Origin of the sequence: Bradyrhizobium sp. CCBAU 51765, assembly GCF_015291725.1 — a bacterium.
GTDB lineage: Bacteria > Pseudomonadota > Alphaproteobacteria > Rhizobiales > Xanthobacteraceae > Bradyrhizobium > Bradyrhizobium liaoningense.
Genome location: NZ_CP030038.1, coordinates 2894771 through 2919147, shown reverse-complemented (window position 1 = coordinate 2919147; position 24377 = coordinate 2894771). Strand labels below are relative to the sequence as shown.

Genomic DNA, 24377 nt, shown 5'->3' with positions numbered 1-24377 from the left:
CGCTTCGACATGCCGGCCTGTCCCGATAAGCTTGCCAGCGCAGCAGCAGCAGCTGGGCGAATAATATTGCGGAGTGAACGCATGTCTGAAACCCCGCACGTCGGCGCTTTCGCCATCGTTCCAAGCAACGATCTTGCTGCTGCAATTCCGTTCTGGGAACGCCTCGGCTTCGCGCGCACGGGCGGCGATACCGGCTATGTCATCGTGACGGGCTGGGGATGCGAGGTGCATCTCACGCCAGCCGGGGACGGCCCGTGGCGCGTGCCGGAGCACAATCCCTTTGGCGTCTTCATTCGCACGCCGGAGGTCGAGACCATCGCGGCGCGCGTGGACGATCTGATCATCCGCCCCGGCGGCGTGCTGCGTCACCGCGAATGGGGCATGTATGAAGTCGGCATCAACGGCCCTGACGGCCTCCTCGTTAGGATAGGCTGGCCCTCGGAGCTGATGAGGCGCGCTAGCTGATCACGCCCTTCCGGATCAGGAAGCAGCCATAGCCCCTGCTGTCACCCACCTGCACGACGCCAAAGCCTGCCGCTGCCGCACGATAGAAATCCGCCCGTGAGAGCTTGCCGGGTGTGACGGGGTGACCGGCGGCGCGCGCGATCTCCGCCAGCACCGCATGCTGCACCTCGGGCACCCGATCGGGATCGTCGACCGGCATCATCACGCGCACCGGATCGGGATCGAAATCGTCGAGCGGATAGACCGACATAATGGCGCGGATGGCGACCTCCATGCTCATGCCCGGCAATTGGATCAGGCACTGTGATGAGGTGCTCTGCGCGATGCGGGTGGCGGGGTGATTGGCATCGACGAAAACGAGGTCGTCGCCATGGCCCATGGAGGCGAGCAGCCAGAGAAGGTCGGGCGTCAGGATCGGATCGATCGATTTCAGCATGTGGCGGACTATCCTCCAATCGATCGTTCACCATAGCAGGTTCCAAGCGTGATTCAGATCACGTACGCGGCCCTGATGATAGGAATCACGGACCACAGGCTCGAACGCGGCCAAGCTTGCTCGCAACCAATCTCGCATCGAGATGAGTGCCAAAGGAGCACGCCATGTTCCGCTTAAAGCCTTTCCTGATGACGGCGAGCCTGCTGGGAAGCCTGTTCGGCTTCGCCTGCGGGCCCGTTTCCGCGCAAGTCGCCCCGGTTGCACCCGCCCCCACCGCCCTGCAAGGCCCCGAGCAGCGGGTGGCGCTGGTGATCGGCAATGCGAACTACCAGAACGCGCCGCAGCTTGCGAACCCCGACGATGACGCCCAATCGATGGCGCAGTTCCTGAACTCGGCCGGCTTCGAGGTCGTCGCCGCGACCGATCTGACCCAGGACGACATGCTCCGCGTCGTCCAGGACTTTTCCGCCAAGGTCGCCTCGCGCGGTCCCAACACGGTGGCGATGGTCTATTACGCCGGTCACGGTGTGCAGCTCGCCGGCGAGAACTATCTCGTTCCCGTCGACGCCAAGGTCTCCAGCCCGACCGAGCTCGTCAACAATTCGGTGCGCCTCGTCGACGTGATGTCGACGCTGGAGACGATCCCGAGCCGCATGCGCATCGTCATTCTCGATGCCTGCCGCAACAACCCGTTCCCCGAGGTCAACGATGCCGGCCGCGGCCTTGCGATCGTCGATGCGCCGAACGGATCGATCGTCGGCTACTCGACGGCGCCGGGCGCCGAGGCGCTCGACGGCACGGGCGGTCACAGCCCCTATACGCAGGCGTTCCTGAACGTCGCGCGCGAGCCCAACGTGCCGATCGAGCAGCTGTTCAAGCGCGTGCGCCTGCAGGTCAACCAGACCACGAGCGGCGCGCAGATCCCGTGGGAGAGCTCCTCGCTGACGAGTGACTTCACCTTCTTCGGCGACACCGCGGTTGCCGCCAACCGCCCGCCGGTGAAGGCCCCTGTCGTGCAGATGGCCTCCAGCCTGCCGAGCCGTTCGACGCGCCAGGCCTATGACTACGTCGTGTCCGAGGGCCGTCCGGAATACTATCAGGAGTTCATCCAGATGTATCCGCACGATCCGCTGTGCGACCACGTCCGCTGGCTGCTCAAGAACCTCCTGATCTCGCAGGCCTGGCACAAGGCTGTGCTCGCGAACTCGCCGCTCGCCTACAAGAGCTTCTACGACAGCTACGGCAACAGCCCCTATGCGCAGATCGCGCTGAAGCTGCAGGCGCAGCCGAAGCAGATCCCCCTGATGCAGGCGACCAAGTTCCTGGCGCCGCAGAACATTGCGCCGACGATCAAGATCGGCAATCTCGGCCAGCCCAAATACATGCCGCTGATGCAGCAGGGCAATGGCGCGCAGGTGACCGGCAATCTGCCGGTCGTGCAGAAGCCGGTCGACGGCAACGGCATCGGCAAGCTCGGCAATGGCGGCCAGATCGTCACCCTGCCTGCGCCGAGCAACACGAGCAAGAGCAATGGCGGCATCGGCAAGATCGTGACGCTGCCCGCGACCAACACCAAGCCGGACGCCGGCAACCGCATCCCCGGCAAGATCGTGAGCATGCCGGTGAATGTCGGCAAGGGCGGATCGAAGATCGACGCGAAGCCGATCAATGTTCAGACGAAGAACCGCCCGATCCGCATCACCAACGGCAACACCGGCATCGTGAAGCCCAACAGCGCCCCGGTGAAGAAGGTGCAGGTCCTGAACAATCGTCCGCAGTTCAATGCGATCCCGAACCGCATGGTCAACAGCAACGACAACTTCCGGCAGTCAATGAACCAGGCGGCGAACATGAACGGCGGCGGCCACCGTCGCGGCGGCTTCATGCGCTGATCGCGCAGAAAAGAAGGTGCGCTCCCTCCCCCGCTTGCGGGGGAGGGCTGGGGAGAGGGTGCTTCCAAAATCGAGGGCCCCCCAAGAGGAAAGAGCCCCCACCCGGCGCTTCGCGCCGACCTCCCCCGCAAGCGGGAGAGGTTGCACCGAGCAAGCCGCGAGTTCGAACCACGAAATGAGCAAAACGAAAGGGGCAGAGCGTCGCCGCTCTGCCCCTTCTTCATGTCAGCTCTTGAGCTTCGTCATTCCGGGATGCGCCGCAAGGCGCAGGCCCGGAATCCATCGGCGGCAGAGTCGGCGGAGAAATGGATTCTCAGATGCGCAATTGCGCATCGCTCTTGCTTCGCGAGCCCCGGAATGACGGCTAAGCCACCAGCTCGGCGAACAGATCAGCATCGACGTTCCCGCCCGAGAGCACGATGACGACGTTCTTGCCGGCAACATCGAGGCGGCCCGCAAGCAGCGCGGCGAGGCCGACGGCGCCGCCGGGCTCCACCACGAGCTTGAGTTCGCGATAGGCGAACGCGACGGCCGCGCCGACCTCCTTGTCCGATGCAGTGACGCCGCGCGCGAGCAGCTTGCTGTTGATCGCGAAGGTCATCTCGCCGGGCATCAAGGCCATCAGCGCATCGCAGATGGTGCGCCCCGCCGGTGCATGCGGCTCGCGGTGGCCGGCGGTCAGCGAAATGCCGTGATCGTCGAATGCCTCCGGCTCGGCCACCACGATCTCGGCCAGCGGATAGCGCGCCTTCACCGCCGTCGCGACGCCCGCGATCAGGCCGCCGCCGGAGGCCGGCGCCACCACGATGTCAGGGGCAAGACCGAGGCTCGCCATGTCCTCTGCGATCTCGCGGCCGGCGGTGCCCTGCCCCGCGATCACGAAGGGATCGTCATAGGGCTTCACCAGCGTCGCACCGCGCTTCTCGGCGATGCCGCGCGAGATCGCCTCGCGATCGTCCTTGTCGCGATCGTACAGCACGACCTCGGCGCCGTAGGATTTGGTGCGCTCGCGCTTGGACAGCGGCGCGTCCGCCGGCATCACGATGGTCGCCTGCATGTCGAGGATCTTTGCCGCGGCTGCCACGCCCTGGGCATGGTTGCCCGAGGAGAACGCAACCACGCCGCCGGCGCGCTTGTCCTGCGGGATCGAGAACACCTTGTTGAAGGCGCCGCGGAACTTGAACGAGCCGGTGCGCTGGAGCATCTCCGGCTTCAGGAAGACCTTCGCGCCGACACGCTCGTTGAGCACAGGGAAGGACAACAGCGGGGTGCGGATGGCGTAAGGCGCGATCACGCGCGCTGCGGCTTCGATGTCGGCGGGGCCGACCGGGAGGAGCTGTTCGGTCATGGCGGAATGGTATCGCGGCCGACGAGGCTCCGGCAAGACACCTCCGCGCGAGGATTCCCAAAACGTTCTCGATCGATCGAGATGGCCTTAGGCGACGAAGCGCGGCTGTTCCGTCCCGTTCCCGCCGGGCAACACCGCGCCAACCGCCCTGATGCTGTCGATAAAGACCCGCGCCGAGGCTTCCCAGGTGTAGTTGGCGGCGAAAGCGACGCAGTCCTGCCGACAGACGTCGAGCGCGGCGAAGCAGGCACGGCCCAGATCGTGATCCAGCGCGCCCACCGGCGCATCGCCGATCACGTCGCGGGGGCCTTTCACCGGAAAGGCCGCCACCGGCAGCCCGCTGGCGAGCGCTTCCAGCAGGACCAGGCCGAACGTGTCGGTCTTGCTGGGGAACACGAACACGTCGGCAGCCGCGTAGATGTCCGCCAGCGCCTCGCCCTGCTTCTCGCCGAGGAAGATCGCATCGGGATAGGCCTCCTCCAGCGAGACCCGCGCCGGGCCGTCGCCGACGATGACCTTGGTGCCGGGCAGATCGACGTCGAGGAAAGCCTCGAGATTCTTCTCCACCGCGACCCGGCCCACCGACAGGAACACCGGTGCCGGCAGGCAGAGATCGATGGCACGGGGATGGAACAGGCCGGTATCGACCCCGCGCGGCCACAGCACGACATTGTCGAAGCCGCGGTCGGTCAGCTCGCTGGCCAGCGCCGGGGTTGCCGCCATCACGGCACGGCTCGGCGCATGGAAACGGCGCAGCGCGTGCCAGATCAGCGAGCCCGGCACCGGCACGCGGGCGCGGACACATATTCGGGGAAGCGGGTGTGGAAGCTGGTCGTGAACGGCAGCTTGCGCTGGCGGCAATAGCGGCGGACCATCAGTCCGATCGGCCCTTCCGTCGCGATGTGGATGCTGTCCGGACGCGCTTCCTGGATCAGCCTCGCGATTCGGGCCGGGCGCGGCATGGCCAGCCGCACGTCGCGATAGCTCGGCATCGCGAAGGTCCGGAACGATTGCGGCGTCAGGAACGCGAATTCGACGTCGAGATCCTTGGCCGCGTCGGCAAGCTTGGTCAGCGTCCGAACCACACCGTTGACTTGCGGGTGCCAGGCGTCGGTCGCGACCAGGATGCGCATCAGGCGGCCCTTGTCATGCAGCTCTTGCCGCGACCTGCGGGACCGCTGCCGGCTTCTGCAGGTGATCCGCCCAGGTGATGATCTCGAAATGGCCGTCGTCGTGCTCGACCAGGGCGGTGCAGCTCTCGACCCAGTCGCCGCAATTCATGTAGCGGATGCCGGCCTCGTCGCGGATCACGGCGTAGTGGATGTGGCCGCAGATCACGCCGTCCGCTTCGTGGCGCCGCGCCTCGGCGGCGAGCGCCTGCTCGAACGCACCGATATAGTTGACGGCGTTCTTGACCTTCTGCTTGGCCCATTGCGACAGCGACCAATAGGGCACGCCGAACAGGCGGCGGAAGAAGTTGACCAGGCGATTCATCTGGATCGCGAAATCGTAGGCCTTGTCGCCGAGATGGGCGAGCCAGCGCGCGTTCTGCACCACGAGATCGAAGATGTCGCCGTGGATGACGAGATAGCGCTTGCCGTCGGCGCCGGCGTGAACCGTGTTCTCGACGACGTCGATGCCGCCGAAATGCGTGCCGTAATAGTTGCGCAGGAACTCGTCGTGATTGCCGGGGATGTAGATGATCTTGGCGCCCTTGCGCGCCTTGCGCAGCAGCTTCTGGACGAGGTCGTTATGCGATTGCGGCCAATGCCAGCTCGATTTCAGCGCCCAGCCGTCGACGATGTCGCCGACGAGATAGATCGTGTCGGCATCGTGGTAGCGCAGGAAGTCGAGCAGGAGATCGGCTTGAGAACCGCGGGCTCCGAGATGGACGTCGGAGATAAACAAGGTGCGAAAGCGCCGCTCCGGGCTCTCGTCACTCACAGCGTAACTTCCCATGCGCCAGCCTGTAACAATGTCCCGTGACAGGGGGATGACCGATTGAACCTTGAGGCACCTCAGCTACGAATCAAACTTCGCCTCGCCCTCCCCGCGAATATCAGTCGCATGCGACAATCAGGCGACATGGCGCCGCAGCGGGCGCAAAGGTAGATCGCCTTGTCCCTCCGGAAGTAGGTGCGCTCCCTCCCCCGCGTGCGAGGGAGGGCTGGGGAGAGGGTGTTTCACCGGTGGGATTCCCCAAGAGGAGAAAGCCCTCACCCGTCGCGCGGGACGATGCTTCGCATCGCCCGGACGCGCCGACCTCTCCCGCTTGCGAGAGCTTTGCATATTCGCGAATCTGCGATTCCCTAGACCGCTGAGGGAGGACGGGAATGGCCTATCGACAGGTTGGACAACCGAGCTTTGCGGACGCGCTGGTGTCGCGACGGGGAAAAGGCAATCCGGTGCTGAGACGGATTGGGGACTTGGTCGATTGGGCAGCGGTAGGGGGCGTGCTAGGCGGTCTGCCGGAACCGGAGCGTGGGGCGCCGGCCTATCCGCGGCTGGTGATGTTCAAGGCGCTGTTGCTGCAGCAATGGTACGGGCTGTCCGATCCGGAGCTTGAAGAGGCGCTTGATGACCGCGCCTCATTCCGCGATTTCTGCGGCTTTGTGCTCGGCGATGAGACACCCGATCACGCCACGATCTGGCGCTTCCGCGACAGTTTGCAGCGGGCCGGCCTGGACGAGAGGCTGTTCGGTGAGATCCTGCGCCAGATCGATGCGCATGGGCTGGTGGTGCGGCGGGGTACACTAATCGACGCGAGCCTGATCCCGGCGGCGGTGAAGCCGCCGAAGCCACCAGAGGAGCCGCAGCCCCCCGGCCCGGACGGTCGGGCGCCGAGCAAACTGGTCAACAGCAAGCGCGATCCGGATGCGCGATGGACCAAGAAGGGCGGCAAACGATACTTCGGCTACAAGGCCCATGTTGGCATCGACCAGGGCTCGGCAATCATCCGCCGCAGCAAGCTGACCGATGCTGCGGTCAACGATACGGTGCCCGCCGACGAGTTGGTCTGTGGTGATGAGAAGGCGGTCTATGCCGACCAGGCCTATGACAAGCACGAGCGCCGTAGCGGCCTGCGCGCGCGAGGCATCAAGCCGCGGCTGATGTTCCGGCCCAACAAGCATCATCCGCTGACCGCGCGGCAGAAGCGCTTCAACGGTGCCGTGGGAAAGCGCCGCGCACCGGTCGAGCAGGTCTTCGCGCGCCTCAAGGGCAGCTACCGCTGGGCGCGCGCCCGCTATCTGGGCTGGGCGCGCAACCAGACGCATCTGCGCCTGATCTGCCTGGCAATGAATCTCAAACGATGGGTGGCGTTGTCTCCTGCGGGAGTTGCCGCATGACCGCCCAACCCAATCAGTCGACCACGAAAGCGCAAACCTTCGATGCCGCCGACGTCCAACGCTACGCAAAAAACGCCCAACAGCGGCAATCACTCCCCCGCGTCCAATTAAGCAAAGCTCTCGCAAGCGGGAGAGGTGAAGGAGCCCCGCGTCAGTAGAACTTGTGGAAATGATGGATCGGCCCATGGCCGTGGCCAACGCTGAAGCGGTCGGCGGCGCCGATCGCGGCGCTGATCCAGGCCTTGGCGTTGCGCACGGCGTTTTCCAGATCCTCGCCCTTGGCCAGCCCCGCCGCGATCGCGGAGGACAGCGAGCAGCCGGTGCCATGGGTGTTGCGGGTGGCGATGCGCGGCGCGGCGAGCGCGATCGTGCTGTCCGCACCGACCAGATAGTCGATGCTCTCCGCGCCCTCGCCATGCCCGCCCTTGACCAGGACGGCGCGGCAACCGAGCGCCAGCAGGCGGCGCCCCTGGCTTTCGATCTCGGCCTCGCTTGCCGCGACCGGCTCGTCCAGCAGAGCCGCGGCCTCCGGCAGGTTGGGCGTGATCACGGCGGCCAGCGGTATCAGCCTGGTACGCAGGGCGTCGACGGCTTCCGCGGCCAGCAGGCGGTCGCCGGAGGTCGCGACCATGACGGGATCGAGCACGACATGCCCCGGCGCCCAGCGCGACAGCGCGGCCGCGATGGCATCGATGCTGGCGACCTGGGCCACCATGCCGATCTTCACCGCGCCGATTTCGAGATCGGAGAACACCGCCTCGATCTGTCCGGCGACGAACTCGGCCGGCACCGCGTGGATGCCGGTGACGCCGCGCGTGTTCTGCGCCGTCAGCGCCGTGATCACGGAGGCGCCGTAGACGCCGAGCGCGGCAAAGGTCTTCAGGTCCGCCTGGATGCCGGCGCCGCCGCTCGAATCGGAGCCGGCGATGGTGAGTGCGACCGGGGTCGTCATGACGATTTTCCGCGTTTTCGAGCCATGAGCCGTCTTAGCAAGCCCGCGCCGAACCCGGCAAGTTCGCTTGCTAAATCCAGCCGGTTTTGGCCTATTAGCCGGAAGAATACGCTTTCGGAGTGCCCGCGATGGTTCCTTTCTTCGTCCAGATCAAATGCAAGCTCGGCCAGTCCTACACGGTGGCCAATGCGCTTGCCGAAGCCGAGATCGCCTCCGAGATCTACTCCACGGCCGGCCAATACGACCTCCTGGTGAAGTTCTACGTCGACAAGGACACCGACATTGGCCATTTCGTGAACGAGAAGGTGCAGGTGCTGCCGGGCATCCAGGACACCCTCACCATCATCACCTTCAAGGCGTTCGGCACCGGCTAGAGCGTTTCACATTTTGATTGAAGCATAACCGGCGCTTGCGAAGTAGTTGGCGCATTCGCGAGGCTGGATGTCCTGGACGAGGTGACCGATATGGCGCCAGGTGTCCTCGATGGTGCGCTTCTGAGCTTGCCGCATCCAATGTTTGATCTTGGAGAAGGCCTGTTCGATCGGGTTGAGGTCGGGCGAGTATGGCGGCAGGTACCAGAGCCTGGCGCCGGCAGCCTTGATCATCTGCCTGATGGCTTTCGACTTGTGGCTTCCGAGATTGTCGAGAATGACGATGTCCCCCTCGCGCAGGGTTGGCAGGAGAAGGTGCTTCACATAAGCGCGGAAGCATTCGCCGTTGATGGGGCCGTCGAAGACGCAGGGTGCTGTGAGTTGGTCATGGCGGAGTGCGCCGAGGAATGTGAGGGTACGCCAATGCCCGTGCGGGGCGAAGCCACGCAGGCGTGCCCCTTTGGGGCCCCAGCCTCGCAAAGGGGCCATGTTGGTCTTGATCCAGGTCTCATCGATGAAGACGAGCCGACCCGGATCAAGTCCGGCCTGCCAGGATCGCCACCGCTGGCGCCTACGAGAGACGTCGGCGCGAGCCTGTTCGAGGGCGAACAATGTTTTTTTTGAACCGCAGCCCTTCCCGGCGTAGGAACAGCCAGACCGCGTTGTGTGAAACCTTGACCCCACGGGCTGCCAGTTCCGCCTTCAGGCCATGCAGCGTCAGATGCGGCGTCTGAGTGATCCGTTCGACGATGAAGGCGCGATGCGGATCAAGCACAGGCTTGCGGTGACCCCCCATCTTGCCAGGCGCTACCGAACCGGTCGCTCGATAACGCTGTGACCACTTCACAACTGACGAGACCGCAACGCCAAACCGTTCCGCCACAGATCGGCAGCTCTCACCTTTGGCAACAGCGGATACCGCGCGCTTGCGCAAATCGTTGGAAATTGGTCGCACCATCGGATGCTGGCCTCCAGCCCAGCCAGCATCTTGAATCATATTCGCCCCAGATCCGGAATCCCTTCCGATTCAATAAATTCGTGAACCGCTCTAGGGTGTGCACTCACAGAGAGCCGAATGGGAAGTCCGCTTCCGAGACAGCGCAGCGGACCAATTGTGCTCAAAGTGAGCCCTTCTGATTTTACCATCGCAGACATCATCCAGCACGTGACGCCCTCTCTCGCCGGCAAGGCTCAGCGCGCTTCAAGGATGACGGTCGCGTCGAACTCCACAACAATGCGGTCGAGCGATCAATCCGCGGCATCAACCCGGTTGCCTATCTCAACCATGTTCAGTCAAAAAACGAATAGTCTCCAAGTGGTTGGGACCTTTGCATCGTAGCCCAGGCGCTCTGCGGAGGAATAATTCGGCGGCCCGATCGCGTGCACTTATGCCGCGCTCAAAATGTGAAATAGTTCATTGAACCGACCACCCTGGAATGCTCTTTTCGCATAGATCGTGAGCGCCGGGGGCGGGCAATGCCCAAAGGACCGCTTGTTTCGATAGCAGTTGCTCTCTGGGTGCTTTGCACTGGCGGCCTAGCATGGGCGGTTCACCCAACACCGATAGACCCCGCGGCCATCCTCCGTACCCAAGTCGACAAAATTGGTCCGGGTTCAGTTGGCCTTGATCCTCCGACGGAAATGACGGTCGGCTATCGCGAGGCATTGGCCGTCCCACCGCTCCAACGTCATGGCGTGGCTCAAACTGAACAGATCGAGGTCGGCAGCTTCTTGCGGGCTCGCCTATTCGGCGAAGGATTCACGGCAACAACGAGTAGCGATGACCGGCAAGCCGAGTGGCTTTATGCTGAGCTTCCTGCGAAGTCGGGCGACCAGACCGGTGCACCGCGCGACAAAATGTATCTCTTCGTTTCGCGAGTTCTGGGCAGCACGGAGGATGTGTGGCAGGCAATCTTCGCATCTGATCGCCTAACTTATCGGCCACCCCGTCTCGTCCTGTACACAAGCGCCACCTACGCAGCCTGCGGATTGGCCGAGAAAATCATGGGACCGTTCTATTGTCCTGATGATCAGAAAGTCTACCTCGACCTTTCGTTCTTCCAGGAGATGCAGACTGAACTTCGTGCCTGCGATTCGAGCGGCGCCGACTGTCAACTTCCTCGGGCCTATGTGATAGCCCACGAAGTCGGACACCACGTTCAGAATTTGCTGGGAATTCTTCCAAGGGTACGCGAGCTTCAAGGGAGCATGGAAACGGAGGCAGAGAGAAACCGGCTGCAAGTACTTCTCGAGCTGCAGGCCGATTGTCTCGCTGGCATTTGGGCGCGCAAAATTAAAGAGAAAGCGAAGATCACCGCGAGCGACATAGCTGCGGCAATTCGAACGACAGAAGCACTAGGCAATGATACGTTGCAGAAAAGTGCCTTGGGGCACGTCATGCCTGACTCGTTCACTCATGGCAGCGCTGCTCAGCGCCATCATTGGTTCGATGTCGGTTACACAACTGGATTGGTGAAGAGCTGCAACACCTTTGCTGGAGCACGGCAATGAGGCCCGACCTTCCTAACTCTCAACAGTCGATATCCGACGACGACTGCATGCTACCGAGCTGGACCGCTGGCGCTACGGAAGCCCCCGCCGGACCAAGAGAAACTCTGCGACGAACGCGTGCCCGATCTCCTGTATTTTCACTGTGAGGGGAGTGCCGTGCCTCAGCATTGGTCGAAATACCTGGCTGTCTGGTCAATTGCTTTCGCAGCGAGCTTCGGGAGCAGCTACGCGCAACCGATCATCGCCGAGCGAGACGTCCTTCAGATCTGCGAAGCGTTTTCGAGGAAAGCCCCGGAGCAAATGCCGGCAATTGTCCGGCCGGACGCTGCCAAGAATTTCGTTGGGAGATACGCGCGCTTTTCGGACCGGCTACGAGGCTGCCTATCGGCTTCGGAGCGCGAGCGCGAACCAAATAGCGTGACTTTTCTGATTCAGAACACTCAGTACGAGAGTTACTGGAGGTTCCTCACTGACTCCAACTCAGTTCAACGGATTTCCATCGAGAGGTTCAGGCCCGTCACGCTGGCAGATGACGAGCCATGGCGCGCGCCTTTTTCTGCGACGTTAGCCCCGATCAGGCCGACGATTAAAACCGGCGGAATCAAAGTAGACCCGGACATCCGAGGCGGCGCGATTCAGAAAGGGGATCAGAAAACAGCGAGTGAGGCTAAAAATACGGATAAATCCTTGGAAAACGCAGCGCAAGACTCCAGAACCGACACACGCATAGTCGAGTTTTTCTATGCAACGAACCGCAAAGAGTCGGATACTCCCCCCGATGTCGAAGGCAACCCCCAGCCCACATTCACAAGCGGTGGACCTCCTGTCTACAGCTTAAACGGTTGGACTGCTGTCAGCGGCTATACAGGCGAGCGCAACCCTGATCTGAGCGTCGGGATCGTTCGCGTCCGGGTGCCTGAGGGACACCACATCGGAAATCTGGAATTGCCCCCCGATCTTAAGCTCTTCGGATTCAAGTTGAGAAGAGACACAACTGACCCAACAAAGCACTTTACGATTCGCAGCATCGAGAAAACAGACGAAGCGAAATGGATAAAAACGCTAGCATCAACAAAGAAGAAAAAGGCTCTCGTGTTTGTCCACGGCTTCAATACCAAATTCCGCGATGCCGTCTTCCGGGCAGCGCAGATAACTTGGGACCTTCAGTTCAGGGGCACCACAATCCTATTCTCATGGCCGTCTCGCGGAGATATCGCGGACTATCTCTATGACAAGGAAAGCGCGTTGGGTTCGCGCACGGCCTTTCTTCGCGTAATCGACGATCTTTACAAAGCCGGATATGACGAAATCGATGTGATAGCTCACAGTATGGGAAACTTGATCGCAGTCGACGCACTATCCAATAGCGCCGCGACGCGATCACCCAAAGCTATTGCGCAGTTGATTATGGTCGCCCCCGATGTGGACCGAGACATGTTCGTTCAAGGCATTTCCGGCGCTGCAAAGGTCACCAAGGGGCTCACACTTTACGCATCCAAGAACGACAGGGCTTTGCAGCTATCGAAACGTATTGCCGGGGGTGTCCCGCGCGCAGGAGACGTACCTGATGCCGGGCCAGTTGTTTTGCCTGGACTTTGGACGATTGATGTCAGTCTAATTGGAGATGAACTGTTCGGGTTAAATCACAACACGTTCGCCACAACGCGAAATGTGCTGAACGATCTTGCGATACTACTTATGGAAGGCAAGCCTCCACCACGGCTAATTGAAGTTCGCGGCTTCCCTGAGCCTCCCCAAAAAGCCACGTACTTCCGCTACATACCCTAGACTAGCTGCCCTGCTTGCGTTTCGGCGGCGTCGGCCCGTCCACCGGCGGCAGCGATTTGAGGTACTCCGCCATCGCCGCGAGATCCTGGTCGGGCAATTGCGAGGTGTTCTTGATCACGCGCGTCATCGCGCCGCCGGCGCTGTCGCCATCCGGCAATTCACCGGTCTTGAGGAAATAGGCGAGATCCTTCGTGCTCCACTCGCCAAGGCGCTTCTGGGTGATGTTCGGAATCCATCCCTCGCCTTCCGGATTCGGCCCGCCGGCAAATCGCTGGCCGGAGATGATGCCGCCGAGCGCATTGCGCGGGCTGTGGCACTCGGCGCAATGGCCGAAGCTGTTGACGAGATAGGCGCCGCGATTCCACTGCGGCGACTTGCTGGCGTCGCCGACGAACGGCTTGCCGTCCATGAACAGGAACTTCCAGATGCCGATGTTGCGCCGGATGTCGAAGGGAAAGCTCACTTCGTGATCACGCACCTTGCCTGCAACCGGCGGCAGCGTTTTCAGATAGGCAAAGAGATCGAGCACGTCCTCCCGCCTCGCGTGCTGGTAGGAGGTGTAGGGAAAGGCCGGAAAATAGTGCTGGCCCGACGGCGAGACCCCGTGCATCACCGCGTTGACGAAATCGGCGTCCGTCCATTTGCCGATGCCATCGTTCGGATCGGGCGAGATGTTCGGCGCGTAGAACGTTCCGAACGGCGACTTGATCGCGACGCCGCCACCAAGCCTGAGACGATCGGGCTGATTGGGAACGGCATGGCAGGACGCGCAGCCGCCGGCGTTGAACATCACCTCGCCATTGGCGAGGTCGGGCGCGCGGGCCGGGATGGCGCTCGCAGCCGCCACCACCGGCGCACTGAGCCACCAGTAAAGGCCGGCAGCGGCGACCGCGACGAGCAGCGCCACGACAATTGTTCGTTGCAACATGCGCACCCATTCACTCGTTGCGGCGAACTTACGACCGTTGCCGTCGCGGCTCCAGCCACGAAGAATTTAGCCCGCCCTGGCCGGAGACGGGAATAAACTGAAATGCCGGCTGTTGGAAGTTTGGCAGCCCGTTCGGGTTCAACAGGGAGAATCTCATGAACAAGTCCGTCATTGCCGTGTTCGCGCTCGGTGCCGTCGCCTTTGCAGGGTCCGCGAACGCCGAAAAGCTGAAAGCAACGCTCGACGGCAAGGCCGAGGTGCCCGCGACGACCAGCAGCGCCACGGGAACGGCCGATCTCAACTACGATGCCGCCAGCAAGAAACTGTCCTGGACCGTCACCTATTCCGGGCTTTCCGGGCCCGCCACTGCGGCGCATTTCCACGGGCCTGCCGAGGCCGGCAAGAACGCAGGCGTTGCTGTCCCGATCCCGAACGCGGCCTCGAGCCCGGTCAAGGGCGAAGCGACCCTGACCGACGCGCAGGCCGCCGATCTGCTCGGCGGCAAGTACTACATCAACATCCACACGGCGGCGAACCCGGGCGGCGAGATCCGCGGACAGGTTACGAAGTAAGCCTCGAGGCTGCTTCATCGGCGAAGGCCGGGCGCTGGAGGGGGCGTCCGGCCTTTTCGATTCCGGGGCCGTCAAGCCGCGTTCAGCGCCTGCGCGAGGTCGGCAATCAGGTCCGACGGGTTCTCGATGCCGATCGACAGCCGGATCGTGGAATCGAGGACACCGATCTTGCGGCGGATGTCGGCGGGGACGCCGGAATGGGTCATGGTTGCGGGCAGGCTCGCAAGCGATTCCGTTCCGCCAAGGCTCACCGCCAGCTTGAGGATCTGCAGCGCGTTGAGGAACTTCACCGCCGCCTCCTTGCCGCCTTCGATGTCGAAGGAGAAGGTGGATCCGGCGCCGAGACACTGCCTCGCGAACGCGCGCCCGGCCGGCGAGTCCTCCTCGTGATGACCGAGGTAATGGACCTTGGCGACCTTCGGATGATCGCGCAGGAAGTCCGCCACGAGGCGCGCATTGTCGTTGGCCTTCTCCATCCGCAGGCTGAGCGTCTCCAGCGAGCGGTTGATCATCCAGCAGGAATGCGGATCGAGCTGGGTCCCGATGGCGCCGCGCAAGGCCTTGATGCCTTTCATGATCGCCTTCGAGCCGAGCGCGGCGCCCGCGATCAGGTCGGAATGACCGCCGACATATTTGGTCAGCGAGTACAGCGAGAGGTCCGCACCATGCTCGATCGGCCGCTGAAACACTGGTCCGAGCAGCGTGTTGTCGCAGGCGATGACCGGTGTGTGTCCCTGCGCCTTTCCGATCGCGTCGGCAACACGGCGGATCATCGCGATGTCGACCAGGCCGTTGGTCGGATTGGCCGGCGTCTCGATCAGGATCACCGAGACCCGCCCCTTGCCCATGGCCTCCTCCGCGGCCTGCCCGACCGCCGTCTCGTCGATGCCGTCGGCAAAGCCGACTGCGCCGATCGACAGGCGCGAAAGCGTGTTCGTCAGCAGGGTTTCCGTCCCGCCGTAGAGCGGCTGGGAGTGCAGGATGACGTCGCCGGGGCGAATGAAGGCCAGGATCGTGGTTGAGATGGCCGCCATGCCGGATGAGAACAGCGCACAACTCTCCGTGCGCTCGTAGATCGCGAGCCTGTCCTCGACGATTTCGCTGTTGGGATGGTTGAAGCGCGAATAGACGAGGCCCGCACCCATGCCTTCCGGCGGATCGCGCCGGCCGGCGACGTAGTCGAAGAAGTCCTGCCCGTCCTCGGCCGTCTTGAACACGAAGGTGGACGTCAGGAACACCGGCGGCTTGATGGCGCCTTCGGACAGTTGCGGATCATAGCCATAGGTCAGCATCAAGGTTTCCGGATGCAGCATATGGTTGCCGATGTGGGTCTTGGACGGAAACGGTTTTGCCATGGCCTGTCTCGCTGTTGATTCAATTCCGCGCCGGGCGTTGGAACCTCCGGATGCCGTGAGACATCGATGCCGCATCGGCATCACCATAGATAACCTCTTTGACAGCGATCCGTCAGGCCATGCGAACGGAATTCGTGGCTGGCCCGTGGCCAGTCGCGATCAGAGGCAGCGCCAATCGCGCGGATGGTGCGTAGCCAATCCGGGACAGACCCGTCGGCTTCGATCCAGTGCTATCGCATATGAGATGTGGCTATGGGCACCGACTGTCTCCACAGCGTCATGGCCGGGCTTGTCCCGGCCATCCACGTCTTTCCACGTAGCGCAAAGAACGTGGATGCCCGGGCCTTCGCCTCGTCGAAGCGGCTTCGGCCGCGCAGGCGGGACAAGCCCGGGCATGACGACCTCTGCAGAATTCAGATGCGATTGCCCTGGGCTTCGACCGGCTGGTCGCGGCAATCGCAGGAACCGCAGGTCGCATGAACTCAGCGAGATATGCTTCCACCGTCCCGGGTGTCGTTGCGCTCGTCCGGGCTACGTACTTCGGGCCACGAACTGCGCCGTTACTTCAGCTTCACGCGATACGTCTCGTGGCAATCGTTGCAGCGGTCGTTGATTGCGGTATAGGCCGCCTTCAGGCTCGCGACATCCTTGATCTTGCCCTTGACGTCGGCGATCGCCTTCTGCACCGGAGGAATCTTGGAGTCGAAATCGGCCTTGTTCTGCCAGATCTTCTGCGATGAGCCATAGGTTGCGTTCACCACGTCCTGCTTGGGATTGACCTCGAAGGTCTTGGCGATCTTGGCGACATCGGCCTCGATGCTGGCGATGGCTTCATCGGCAGCTTTCTTGTCGAAGGGGATGTCACCCTTCGTCATCTTCTGGATGACACCGTACTGGTTCTTCGCGATCGACCGCATCAGATTGTCCTGCTGGACGGCAATCTCCTGCTGCGCCATCACCGCGCCCGCACCTAGCACAAGGACGCCCGCGACAATCATCGTCCGTTTCATTGGCTCGTTTCTCCGGCTCTCGAGATGTTCATGGAATGAGCTTCACGGGCTTCAGGGGAAGCCGGGACCCATCATGAGACCCATCATGAATAGAACCCCGCGGCGGACGTTTATTCCCGCCCGCGGGGAAGATCACCGTTCACAGGCTGTGGCGGCGATGGTGCTCGTTGATTGCAATCCACACCCGCTCCGGCGTTGCCGGCATGTCGATGTGGTCGATCTTGTATTCGCGCCAGAGCGCGTCGACGATGGCGTTGACGATCGCCGGGCAGGAGCCGATCGCGCCGGCCTCGCCCGCCCCTTTCACCCCCATCGGATTGGTCTTGCAGGGGACGTTGTTGGTCTCGAACACGAAGGCCGGCCCGTCCGCCGCACGCGGCAGCGCATAGTCCATGAAGGTCGCGGTGATGAGCTGGCCGTCGGTGGCGCCATACACCACCTGCTCCATCAGCGCCTGGCCGATGCCCTGCATGGCGCCGCCATGCACCTGTCCCGCCAGCAGCAGCGGATTGAGCGTCTTGCCGAAATCGTCGACGATCACGTAGTTGACGATCTTGATGATGCCGGTGGCCGGATCGATCTCGACCTCCGCGACATGGGTGCCGTTCGGATAGGTACCGTCGGCGCTGGCAAAGGTCGCGCTGCCGTTCAGCTTCGATGGATCGACGCCGGGCCGCGTGGCGAGATCGGCGAACGAGATCGAGCGGTCGGTGCCGGCAATGCGCACCACGCCTTCGGAGATTTCGAGGTCGCCGGCGCTGGCTTCCAGCGCCTGCGCCGCGATCTCCTTCAGCCTCGAACCAAGCTCGCGCGTGGCGCGTTCGACGCTGACGCCGCCCGAGGGAATCGAGGCCGAGCCGCCGGTGCCGAGGCCCGTTGCGATCTCGTCGGTGTCGCCCTGGTGGATGTGGACGCGCTCGGGCGCAACGCCGAACTGCTCGGCGACGATCTGCGCATAGGCGGTCTGGTGCCCCTGCCCGCTCGATTGCGTTCCGATCAGGACGGTGACGTCGCCATTGGGATCGAGCCGCACATTGGCGGTCTCCTCGCCCATGGTGCCGCACACCTCGACATAGCTCGCAAGGCCGATGCCGCGGATCAGGCCGTGCTTCTTGGCGAGCTTCGCGCGCTTCGGAAACTCCTTCCACTCGGCGATCTCCATCGCGCGCTTCAGATGCGCGGCGAAGTCGCCGGAATCGTAGACCTTGCCGGTGGCAGTCTTGTAGGGCAGCGCCTTCGGCTGGATGAAGTTCTTGCGGCGGACCGCATCCGGCGTCATGTCGAGCTTTCGCGCGCAGGCATCGACCAGGCGCTCGATGACATAGGCCGCCTCAGGCCGGCCCGCGCCGCGATAGGCATCGACAGGAACGCTGTTGGTGAAGATGGTGCGCACCCGGCAGTGGAAGGCCTGGATGTCATAGAGGCCCGGCAGCATGCCGGCGCCGCCATGCGGGATGTAGGGCCCGAAGGTCGACAGATACGCGCCCATGTCGCCCATCAGGTCGCAATCCATCGCCAGGAACTTGCCGTCCTCGGCGAGCGCCATCTTCGCGGTGGTGACGTTGTCGCGACCCTGCGCGTCGCCCATGAAATGCTCGGTGCGGTCGGCCGCCCATTTCACCGTCTTCTTCAGTTTCTTGGCCGCGACCGCCATCAGGGCGTATTCGCGGTACGGGAACAGCTTCGTGCCGAAGCCGCCGCCGACATCGGGACAGATCACCCGCATCTTGTCGGTGGGAATGTTAAGCACGTTCTGGCACAGGATGTCGCGCAGGCGGTGGCTGCCCTGGCTGCCGATGGTGAGCGTCAGGTGATCGCGCTTGGCATCGTATTCGCAGACGGCCGCGCGCGTCTCCATGAAGCTCGCGACCACGCGCGGATTGACGATCGAGATTTCGGCCACCGCATGCGCCTTGGCGAAGGCGGCTTCCGTCGCGGCCTTGTCGCCGATCGAGACGTCGAACAGCACGTTGCCGGGCTTGTCCGGCCAGACCTGCGGCGCACCTTTCTTCACGGCGTTGACGACGCCGGTCACGGCGGGCAACGGGCTCCATTTGACCTCGATCGCCTCGATCGCGTCGCGGGCCTGGTCGATGGTCTCGGCGACGACGAAGGCGATGGCATCGCCGACATGGCGCACCTCGTCCTTGGCGAGGATCGGGTAAGGCGGGCCGGTGAACGGATCGGTCTCGAGATTGAACAGGCAGGGCAGATTGCCGAGATCCGCAACGTCCTCGGCGGTCAGGATCAGCGCAACGCCGGGCAGCCCGCGGGCGCGGCCCGCATCGATGGTGTATTTGGCGTGCGCATGCGGCGAACGCAGCATCAAGCAGCGAAGCGCGGCCTGCGGCGCGTAATCGTCGGTATAGCGGCCCTTGCCGCGGATGAGCGCGTCATCCTCCTTGCGCAGCACGCTTTGGCCAACGCCGAACTTGATGGGAGCCGCCATTGTCTTTTCCCGTTCTCATGGTTGTTTTGCCGGCATATTGCCGTGGAAAAACTGGCAAGGCAAATGGCAATAGGCTGGCGGCCCGCAAGGACCTGCCCGGTGCTGGCCTGTAAGGGCAGTCGCATATGGACGCACCTCCCTTGTGGCCATCCTTCGAGACGCCCGCCGTTGGCGGGCCCTCGGGATGAGGACCGAGTGAGCGGCACTGGTTTCAACGCGCACCGATGCTGCTTAGCCTCATCCCTGAGCAGACCGCGAAGCGGTCGTCTCGAAGGACGAGGTGCGCATCGGGGCAGCGACGTCATGATCACGCGCTTTCCGTCGTCGTAGCAAAGATCGGCTGACCGGTGGCCGCTCACATCCCACCACGGCCCAACAGACTCCTCGCGTTATCTCTCAATCTCTCGAGGGCGCGTTTAGGCGCGACGGCGTCGATCTCGCCGCGCGTCAAGCCGATGTCCATCAGCTCCCTGTCGCTCAGATCATGCAAGGTGACTCGCTGGCCCTGGGCCCGCTGCAGAAGCGCACGCCAGGATCGCCTGAGCAGGCTTAAAACGATGGAGAGGTCGAGGCAACGCCTTGCGGCATCGATCTCAATTTCGGGTGAGATGTTCGTCAGTTGTGGTGGCATCGCACGCTCCTGCTGTTGTGCCGGCAGGGAGCGTGGCCAATGAAAAGGCCCCGTCCGATGCCGGCGGGGCCTGGTGGAAAAGATGTCGTCGTCGAATTCCTAGCGCACGACTCCTTCCACGGCCCAGCCGAAGCGGGTCATGTGGTTGAGGTTGATGGTGCGCGACGATTTGATCATGAGCCGCGAATACCACGGCAAGCACGCAAAATCAAGAGATGCGCGAAAGCGTGCTGCACCCTGAACGCGAACGTCGTGCTCGGCTATCCGCGCACCAGCGAGATCAGCCAGTTGCGGCCGAACAGGATGAGGACCGCGAGCGCGTAAACGATCGTGCCGCCGACGGCGAGCAGGACCAGCGTCAACTCGTCGTGGAAGTGCATCGAGGCGAGAGATGGAGCGCTGAAGCGCGCGATCAGCCAGAACGCGGTGGCCAGGATGAGGCCGGTCAGCAGGAATTTGGCGAGCGACATCAGCCAGGCGCGGTCCAGCACGAGGAAGCCCCGCCGCACGGCGAAGAACAGCACCAGCAACAGATTGGTCCAGACGCCGACGGCGGTTGCCAGCGCGAGGCCGATCTGCGCGAGCGATCCCATCAGGGCGACCTTCAGCGCGACGTTGACTGCTATGCCGGTCAGCGACGCACGAACCGGCGTCGCCGTATCCTTGCGCGCATAGAAGGTCGCGACCGCACTGCGGATCAGCACGAAAGGAATGAGGCCGATGGCGTAGGCTGCGAGCGTGCCGCCGGCGGCAACCGCATCGGCCTTCGAGAAGGCGCCGCGGGCGAACAGCGCGCGCATGATCTCGTCGGGCACGGTGAGGAAGGCCGCCACGAACGGGATCGAGAACAGCAGCGTGAAATCGAAGGCGCGACGCTGTGCCTTCATCGCGCCGTCCTGGTCGTTGGCTGTGATCCGCCGCGACATCTCCGGCAGCAGCACCGTGCCGATGGCGATGCCGATGACGCCGATCGGCAGCTGGTTGAGACGGTCGGCATAGTAGAGCGCCGACAGCGCGCCCGCAGGCAGGAACGTCGCAATGATGGTGTCGGCGAACAGCGCCACCTGCGTGCCCATCGAGCCCAGCGTCGCAGGTCCGAGCGCCTTGAAGAAGCCGCGGACGTCTTCGTCGAGCTTCAGCGGTGCAAAACGCGGCAGGCCACCATGACGGGCGAGATCGCCCGCCAGCAGGAAATATTGCAGGAAGCCCGAGATGAGCACGCCCCAGGCCGCGGCGTGGCCAGCGGTCGGAAACCACGCGGCAAGCGCCAGCGTCATCATCATCGCGACGTTGAGGAAGATCGACGCCGCCGCCGCGCTGGCGAAGCGCTGCATCACGTTGAGCATGCCGCCATAGAGCGTCACCAGCGTGATCAAGAGCAGATAGGGAAAGGTAATCCGCGTCAGCTCGATCGCGAGCTTGCGCTGCTCGGCGTCGTCAGAAAAGCCCGGTGCGAGGATGCTCATGGCCTGCGGCATGAACAGCCAGGCGACGACCAGCAGCACCACCTGCGAGGCCAGCAGCAACGTGAAGATGCGGTCGGCGAACAGGCTTGCCGCCGCCTCCCCCTTCTCGCCATGCACATGGGCATAGGCCGGCACCCAGGCCGCGTTGAAGGCGCCCTCGGCGAAGATCGCGCGGAAATGGTTGGGCAGCCGCAGCGCCACGAAAAAGGCGTCGGCGACGGGACCGGCGCCGAGGATCGCCGCGAGCATGATGTCGCGGGCAAATCCCGTCACCCGCGAGAGCAGCGTGTAGCCGCCAACCGTGAAGATGCGTCCGAGCATGCGTCTGTTCTAGAGCATGTCAGGAATAGGTCTAGGTGCAAACCACGGCGCAGGTACGCTCCCTACCCCGCTTGCGGGGAAGGGCTGGGGAGAGGGTTGTCTCAACAACGATGACTCCCCCAGAGGAGAGAACCCTCACCCGGCGCTTCGCGCCACCCTCTCCCGCAAGCGGGAGAGGGGAAGAAAGCAAGATCACCCCGCGAGCGCGCCGCGGACGGCGGCGATGATTCGCTCCTGGTCGGCTTCGGTCACATAGGCATGCATCGGCAGGCTGATCACGTCCCGCGACAGGCTCTCACAACCCGGCAGCCCGCCTTCCGCGACCGGATATTGCTTGTAGGCGGTCTGCTGATGCATCGACTTGCCGTAATAGATCGCGGTCGGCACGCCTTGGGCTTTCAGCGCGGCGGCAAAGCCGTCGCGGTCGGTCCCCTCGGGCAGACGGATGGTGTACTGCGCCCAGACCGAGGTATTGCCGGAGCTGACGCGCGGCACGCTGACCACATTGGACAGACCGCGCTCATAGCGCTCCGCGACCTTGTTGCGGGCGGCGATCTCGTCGTCAAAGATCTTCAGCTTCTCGATCAGGACCGCAGCCTGCATGGTGTCGATCCGGCCGGTCAGGCCGAGGCGGACGTTGTCGTATTTGTCCACGCCCTGCCCGTGCACGCGGATGCTGCGCAGCGTGGCCGCGAGCTCGTCGTCATCGGTGAAGATCGCGCCGCCGTCGCCAAAGCAGCCGAGCGGTTTTGCCGGGAAGAAGCTGGTCGCCGTGGCATGCGCGAGCGTACCGAGCTTGCGGCCCTTGTAGCTCGCGCCAAACGCCTGCGCGGCGTCGTCGAGCACGAACAGGCCCTCGGCCTTGGCGATCTCGGCGATGGAATCATGATCGGCCGGCTGGCCGAACAGGTCGACCGGAATCACCGCGACGGGCTTGAGGCCGGCCTTGCGAGCGGTCGCGATGCCGCGCTTCAGCGACTCCGGGCTCATGTTGAAGGTCGCCTCGTCCACGTCGACATAGACAGGCGTCGCGCCGGTCCGCGCCACCGGCGAGGCGGTCGCGATGAAGGTGAAGGATGGACACAGCACGGCATCGCCGGGCCCAACATTCTTCGCCATCATCACCATCAGGATCGCGTCGGTGCCGCTGGCGCAGCCGATCACGTGCTTGGCGCCGCAATAGGCCGCGAGCTGCTTCTCGAGCTCGAAGACCTCGGGTCCGTTCACGAACTGGCAGTGGTCGAGCACGCGCTTGACGGCTGCATCGAGCGAGGCCCCGAGCCGGCGCCGCTGCGCGCCGACGTCGATGAAGGGAATGGGATCGGAACGCAGATGCTGGTTCATAGTCTGGTTCTTGGCGCCTTGTGACGTTTGAGCGGTCGACATGGAAAGGGATCAGCCGGCGACGCGGCGCGGAGCCTTGCGGACAGGCGCCGTCGCCGCAGGCCGCGACGGCGTTTCGAGACATTGCGTGGCGATCTCGAGGCTGGCGACGCCTTCATCGCCCGTTACGGCCGGCGTATCGCCGTGGCGTACCGCCTTGAGGAACGCGATCAGCTCGGCGCGCAGCGGCTCATCGTGGCCGACCGGCAGATGCCGCATCGAGTAGCTGCCGTCGGGCTTGAAGCCGAAGCACTCGGTGACCTGGCGCGTGAGCAGATCGCCCATGACATATTTGCCGCGCGTGGCGACCGTGACGCTGCGCGCCTTGAACGGCGTCAGCCAGTTGGTGTTGATGTGGGCGAGCACGCCGTTGGCGGTGCGGAACTGCAGGAGCGCGATGTCCTCGCGCTCGGCGACGGCGCTCGACAATTGCGGCTGCACTTCGACGATGTCGGATTCGGTGAACCAGCGGATCAGATCGATGTCGTGCACCGCAAGGTCGATGACGACGCCGACATTGGACATGCGCGGCGGAAACGGGCCGACGCGCGTGATGGCGATGGAGAGAATGTCCTCGCCCGCGATGGCCTGCTTGACCGCGGCGACCGCCGGATTGAAGCGCTCGACATGGCCGACCATCAGCGTCACGCCGGCCTTCTGCGCCGCGGCGACGATCTCGCGGCCCTCTTGCACGGTGGAGGCGATCGGCTTCTCGACCAGCACGTGGATGTTCTTGGCGATGCAGGCGAGCGCGACCTCGTGATGCAGATGGGTGGGCGCGGCGATGGTCACGGCGTCGACGCCTTCGGCGAGGAGCTGGTCGAGCGTCTCGAAGCTTTCGCAACCGGCAAGCTCCGTTGCCCGCGCGCGATGTGCCGCCGAGGGATCGACGACGCCGACGAGGCTGACGCCGGGTAGACCCGCAAGCACGCGCGCGTGGTTGCTGCCCATCACGCCGGCGCCAATGACGCCGACGCGCAAGCCGGCCTTCGCCGGTGCAGATCCTTTGGAACTCATCTGAGCAAACCCCGATTCAACCCAAATCCCCGGCGCCTCTCCTAGCACGGCCGCCACATTTGTGGCGAATGCGGACTTGGGACCCCGGACACGATTTGATTCAAAAAGTTACACGTTCCCCGGGCCTTAAGCCGC

20 protein-coding genes and 2 pseudogenes are annotated in these 24377 nt (G+C 63.6%); 8 read left to right on the top strand and 14 right to left on the bottom strand.

Annotated features, from left to right (window positions below; all coding sequences use genetic code 11):
* Nucleotides 1–81: 81 nt before the first annotated feature.
* Entirely contained in the window at nucleotides 82–465 is a 384-nt protein-coding gene (locus tag XH96_RS13855) for a glyoxalase (protein WP_194392976.1), read from the top strand.
* Here the strand turns inward: XH96_RS13855 and XH96_RS13850 are convergent.
* Nucleotides 458–901, bottom strand: a complete 444-nt coding sequence (locus XH96_RS13850) for an RbsD/FucU family protein (RefSeq protein WP_194392974.1) — start codon at nucleotides 899–901, stop codon at nucleotides 458–460. The genes XH96_RS13855 and XH96_RS13850 overlap by 8 nt on opposite strands.
* Before the next feature lie 164 nt (nucleotides 902–1065).
* Here XH96_RS13850 and XH96_RS13845 point away from each other — a divergent pair, with 164 nt between their 5' ends.
* The gene (locus XH96_RS13845) at nucleotides 1066–2793 is read left to right on the top strand and encodes a caspase family protein (RefSeq protein WP_194392973.1); all 1728 of its coding nucleotides are present in this window, start codon (nucleotides 1066–1068) and stop codon (nucleotides 2791–2793) included.
* A gap of 364 nt (nucleotides 2794–3157) precedes the next feature.
* Here the strand turns inward: XH96_RS13845 and XH96_RS13840 are convergent, their stop codons facing one another.
* From XH96_RS13840 to XH96_RS13830, 3 genes and pseudogenes are all read right to left on the bottom strand, one after another.
* Nucleotides 3158–4141 (bottom strand): threonine/serine dehydratase, encoded by a 984-nt coding sequence (locus XH96_RS13840; protein ID WP_194392972.1) that lies wholly within the window; start codon nucleotides 4139–4141, stop codon nucleotides 3158–3160.
* Between the two features lie 87 nt (nucleotides 4142–4228).
* Nucleotides 4229–5274: pseudogene (locus XH96_RS13835) on the bottom strand (glycosyltransferase family 4 protein).
* Nucleotides 5275–5287: 13 nt separating this feature from the next.
* The gene (locus tag XH96_RS13830; protein WP_028182133.1) at nucleotides 5288–6100 is read right to left on the bottom strand and encodes a UDP-2,3-diacylglucosamine diphosphatase; all 813 of its coding nucleotides are present in this window, start codon (nucleotides 6098–6100) and stop codon (nucleotides 5288–5290) included.
* 374 nt (nucleotides 6101–6474) lie between these two features.
* Between XH96_RS13830 and XH96_RS13825 the strand changes: the two genes are divergently transcribed.
* Complete coding sequence (locus tag XH96_RS13825; protein WP_194389004.1) at nucleotides 6475–7488, top strand: IS5 family transposase; 1014 nt, start codon at nucleotides 6475–6477, stop codon at nucleotides 7486–7488.
* A 151-nt stretch (nucleotides 7489–7639) separates the two neighbouring features.
* On the opposite strand, the gene thiD is transcribed toward XH96_RS13825, so the two are convergent.
* Nucleotides 7640–8440, bottom strand: coding sequence for a bifunctional hydroxymethylpyrimidine kinase/phosphomethylpyrimidine kinase (gene thiD, locus XH96_RS13820; protein WP_194392971.1), 801 nt, complete (start codon nucleotides 8438–8440; stop codon nucleotides 7640–7642).
* Between the two features lie 128 nt (nucleotides 8441–8568).
* On the opposite strand from thiD, the gene XH96_RS13815 reads away from it, so the two are divergent.
* Nucleotides 8569–8814 carry an Lrp/AsnC family transcriptional regulator gene (locus XH96_RS13815; RefSeq protein WP_018642903.1) on the top strand — a complete coding sequence of 82 codons (246 nt, stop codon included), beginning with the start codon at nucleotides 8569–8571 and terminating at the stop codon, nucleotides 8812–8814.
* 6 nt (nucleotides 8815–8820) lie between these two features.
* Here the strand turns inward: XH96_RS13815 and XH96_RS13810 are convergent.
* Nucleotides 8821–9769, bottom strand: a protein-coding gene (locus XH96_RS13810; RefSeq protein ID WP_194394098.1) for an IS630 family transposase whose coding sequence is annotated in 2 segments (ribosomal slippage) — nucleotides 8821–9432 and nucleotides 9434–9769 — 948 coding nt in all. Because the reading frame shifts where the segments join, the coding sequence is not laid out codon by codon here.
* Nucleotides 9770–10023: 254 nt separating this feature from the next.
* Between XH96_RS13810 and XH96_RS39835 the strand changes: the two are divergent.
* The 3 genes and pseudogenes from XH96_RS39835 to XH96_RS13795 all read left to right on the top strand — a co-directional run.
* A pseudogene (locus tag XH96_RS39835) lies at nucleotides 10024–10119 on the top strand (hypothetical protein); the annotation flags it as partial.
* Between the two features lie 333 nt (nucleotides 10120–10452).
* Nucleotides 10453–11322 carry a neutral zinc metallopeptidase gene (locus XH96_RS13800; protein ID WP_246790077.1) on the top strand — a complete coding sequence of 290 codons (870 nt, stop codon included), beginning with the start codon at nucleotides 10453–10455 and terminating at the stop codon, nucleotides 11320–11322.
* Between the two features lie 117 nt (nucleotides 11323–11439).
* Entirely contained in the window at nucleotides 11440–13110 is a 1671-nt protein-coding gene (locus XH96_RS13795) for an alpha/beta hydrolase (protein ID WP_194392969.1), read from the top strand.
* A gap of 1 nt (nucleotide 13111) precedes the next feature.
* Here XH96_RS13795 and XH96_RS13790 read toward each other — a convergent pair whose 3' ends face one another.
* Entirely contained in the window at nucleotides 13112–14038 is a 927-nt protein-coding gene (locus XH96_RS13790; protein WP_194392968.1) for a cytochrome c, read from the bottom strand.
* Between the two features lie 155 nt (nucleotides 14039–14193).
* Between XH96_RS13790 and XH96_RS13785 the strand changes: the two genes are divergently transcribed.
* The gene (locus tag XH96_RS13785) at nucleotides 14194–14610 is read left to right on the top strand and encodes a CHRD domain-containing protein (protein ID WP_028182282.1); all 417 of its coding nucleotides are present in this window, start codon (nucleotides 14194–14196) and stop codon (nucleotides 14608–14610) included.
* Between the two features lie 71 nt (nucleotides 14611–14681).
* On the opposite strand, the gene XH96_RS13780 is transcribed toward XH96_RS13785, so the two are convergent.
* From XH96_RS13780 to XH96_RS13750, 7 genes are all read right to left on the bottom strand, one after another.
* Nucleotides 14682–15965, bottom strand: a complete 1284-nt coding sequence (locus XH96_RS13780) for a cystathionine gamma-synthase family protein (RefSeq protein ID WP_194392966.1) — start codon at nucleotides 15963–15965, stop codon at nucleotides 14682–14684.
* A 560-nt stretch (nucleotides 15966–16525) separates the two neighbouring features.
* Nucleotides 16526–16975, bottom strand: a complete 450-nt coding sequence (locus XH96_RS13775) for a cytochrome c (protein ID WP_028179446.1) — start codon at nucleotides 16973–16975, stop codon at nucleotides 16526–16528.
* Nucleotides 16976–17114: 139 nt separating this feature from the next.
* The gene (locus XH96_RS13770; RefSeq protein WP_194392964.1) at nucleotides 17115–19424 is read right to left on the bottom strand and encodes a xanthine dehydrogenase family protein molybdopterin-binding subunit; all 2310 of its coding nucleotides are present in this window, start codon (nucleotides 19422–19424) and stop codon (nucleotides 17115–17117) included.
* Nucleotides 19425–19779: 355 nt separating this feature from the next.
* Nucleotides 19780–20055, bottom strand: a complete 276-nt coding sequence (locus XH96_RS13765) for a DUF1127 domain-containing protein (protein WP_194392962.1) — start codon at nucleotides 20053–20055, stop codon at nucleotides 19780–19782.
* 260 nt (nucleotides 20056–20315) lie between these two features.
* Nucleotides 20316–21842 carry a murein biosynthesis integral membrane protein MurJ gene (murJ, locus tag XH96_RS13760; RefSeq protein WP_194392960.1) on the bottom strand — a complete coding sequence of 509 codons (1527 nt, stop codon included), beginning with the start codon at nucleotides 21840–21842 and terminating at the stop codon, nucleotides 20316–20318.
* A 192-nt stretch (nucleotides 21843–22034) separates the two neighbouring features.
* On the bottom strand, nucleotides 22035–23186 hold the full coding sequence (locus XH96_RS13755; protein ID WP_194394133.1) for a DegT/DnrJ/EryC1/StrS aminotransferase family protein: 1152 nt from the start codon (nucleotides 23184–23186) through the stop codon (nucleotides 22035–22037).
* A 51-nt stretch (nucleotides 23187–23237) separates the two neighbouring features.
* Nucleotides 23238–24242: a Gfo/Idh/MocA family protein gene (locus tag XH96_RS13750; RefSeq protein ID WP_194392959.1), complete on the bottom strand. Its 1005-nt coding sequence runs from the start codon at nucleotides 24240–24242 to the stop codon at nucleotides 23238–23240.
* Between the last annotated feature and the right edge of the window lie 135 nt (nucleotides 24243–24377).

What these genes read in the sequence shown, in the direction of transcription:
- XH96_RS13780 (WP_194392966.1), bottom strand. Translation starts at nt 15,965, where the DNA reads ATGGCAAAACCGTTTCCGTCCAAGACCCACATCGGCAACCATATGCTG.
- thiD (WP_194392971.1), bottom strand. Translation starts at nt 8,440, where the DNA reads ATGACGACCCCGGTCGCACTCACCATCGCCGGCTCCGATTCGAGCGGC.
- XH96_RS13800 (WP_246790077.1), top strand. Translation starts at nt 10,453, where the DNA reads ATGACGGTCGGCTATCGCGAGGCATTGGCCGTCCCACCGCTCCAACGT.
- XH96_RS13755 (WP_194394133.1), bottom strand. Translation starts at nt 23,186, where the DNA reads ATGAACCAGCATCTGCGTTCCGATCCCATTCCCTTCATCGACGTCGGC.
- XH96_RS13845 (WP_194392973.1), top strand. Translation starts at nt 1,066, where the DNA reads ATGTTCCGCTTAAAGCCTTTCCTGATGACGGCGAGCCTGCTGGGAAGC.
- XH96_RS13765 (WP_194392962.1), bottom strand. Translation starts at nt 20,055, where the DNA reads ATGCCACCACAACTGACGAACATCTCACCCGAAATTGAGATCGATGCC.
- XH96_RS13840 (WP_194392972.1), bottom strand. Translation starts at nt 4,141, where the DNA reads ATGACCGAACAGCTCCTCCCGGTCGGCCCCGCCGACATCGAAGCCGCA.
- XH96_RS13770 (WP_194392964.1), bottom strand. Translation starts at nt 19,424, where the DNA reads ATGGCGGCTCCCATCAAGTTCGGCGTTGGCCAAAGCGTGCTGCGCAAG.
- XH96_RS13750 (WP_194392959.1), bottom strand. Translation starts at nt 24,242, where the DNA reads ATGAGTTCCAAAGGATCTGCACCGGCGAAGGCCGGCTTGCGCGTCGGC.
- XH96_RS13790 (WP_194392968.1), bottom strand. Translation starts at nt 14,038, where the DNA reads ATGTTGCAACGAACAATTGTCGTGGCGCTGCTCGTCGCGGTCGCCGCT.
- XH96_RS13850 (WP_194392974.1), bottom strand. Translation starts at nt 901, where the DNA reads ATGCTGAAATCGATCGATCCGATCCTGACGCCCGACCTTCTCTGGCTG.
- XH96_RS13775 (WP_028179446.1), bottom strand. Translation starts at nt 16,975, where the DNA reads ATGAAACGGACGATGATTGTCGCGGGCGTCCTTGTGCTAGGTGCGGGC.
- murJ (WP_194392960.1), bottom strand. Translation starts at nt 21,842, where the DNA reads ATGCTCGGACGCATCTTCACGGTTGGCGGCTACACGCTGCTCTCGCGG.
- XH96_RS13815 (WP_018642903.1), top strand. Translation starts at nt 8,569, where the DNA reads ATGGTTCCTTTCTTCGTCCAGATCAAATGCAAGCTCGGCCAGTCCTAC.
- XH96_RS13825 (WP_194389004.1), top strand. Translation starts at nt 6,475, where the DNA reads ATGGCCTATCGACAGGTTGGACAACCGAGCTTTGCGGACGCGCTGGTG.
- XH96_RS13830 (WP_028182133.1), bottom strand. Translation starts at nt 6,100, where the DNA reads ATGGGAAGTTACGCTGTGAGTGACGAGAGCCCGGAGCGGCGCTTTCGC.
- XH96_RS13785 (WP_028182282.1), top strand. Translation starts at nt 14,194, where the DNA reads ATGAACAAGTCCGTCATTGCCGTGTTCGCGCTCGGTGCCGTCGCCTTT.
- XH96_RS13855 (WP_194392976.1), top strand. Translation starts at nt 82, where the DNA reads ATGTCTGAAACCCCGCACGTCGGCGCTTTCGCCATCGTTCCAAGCAAC.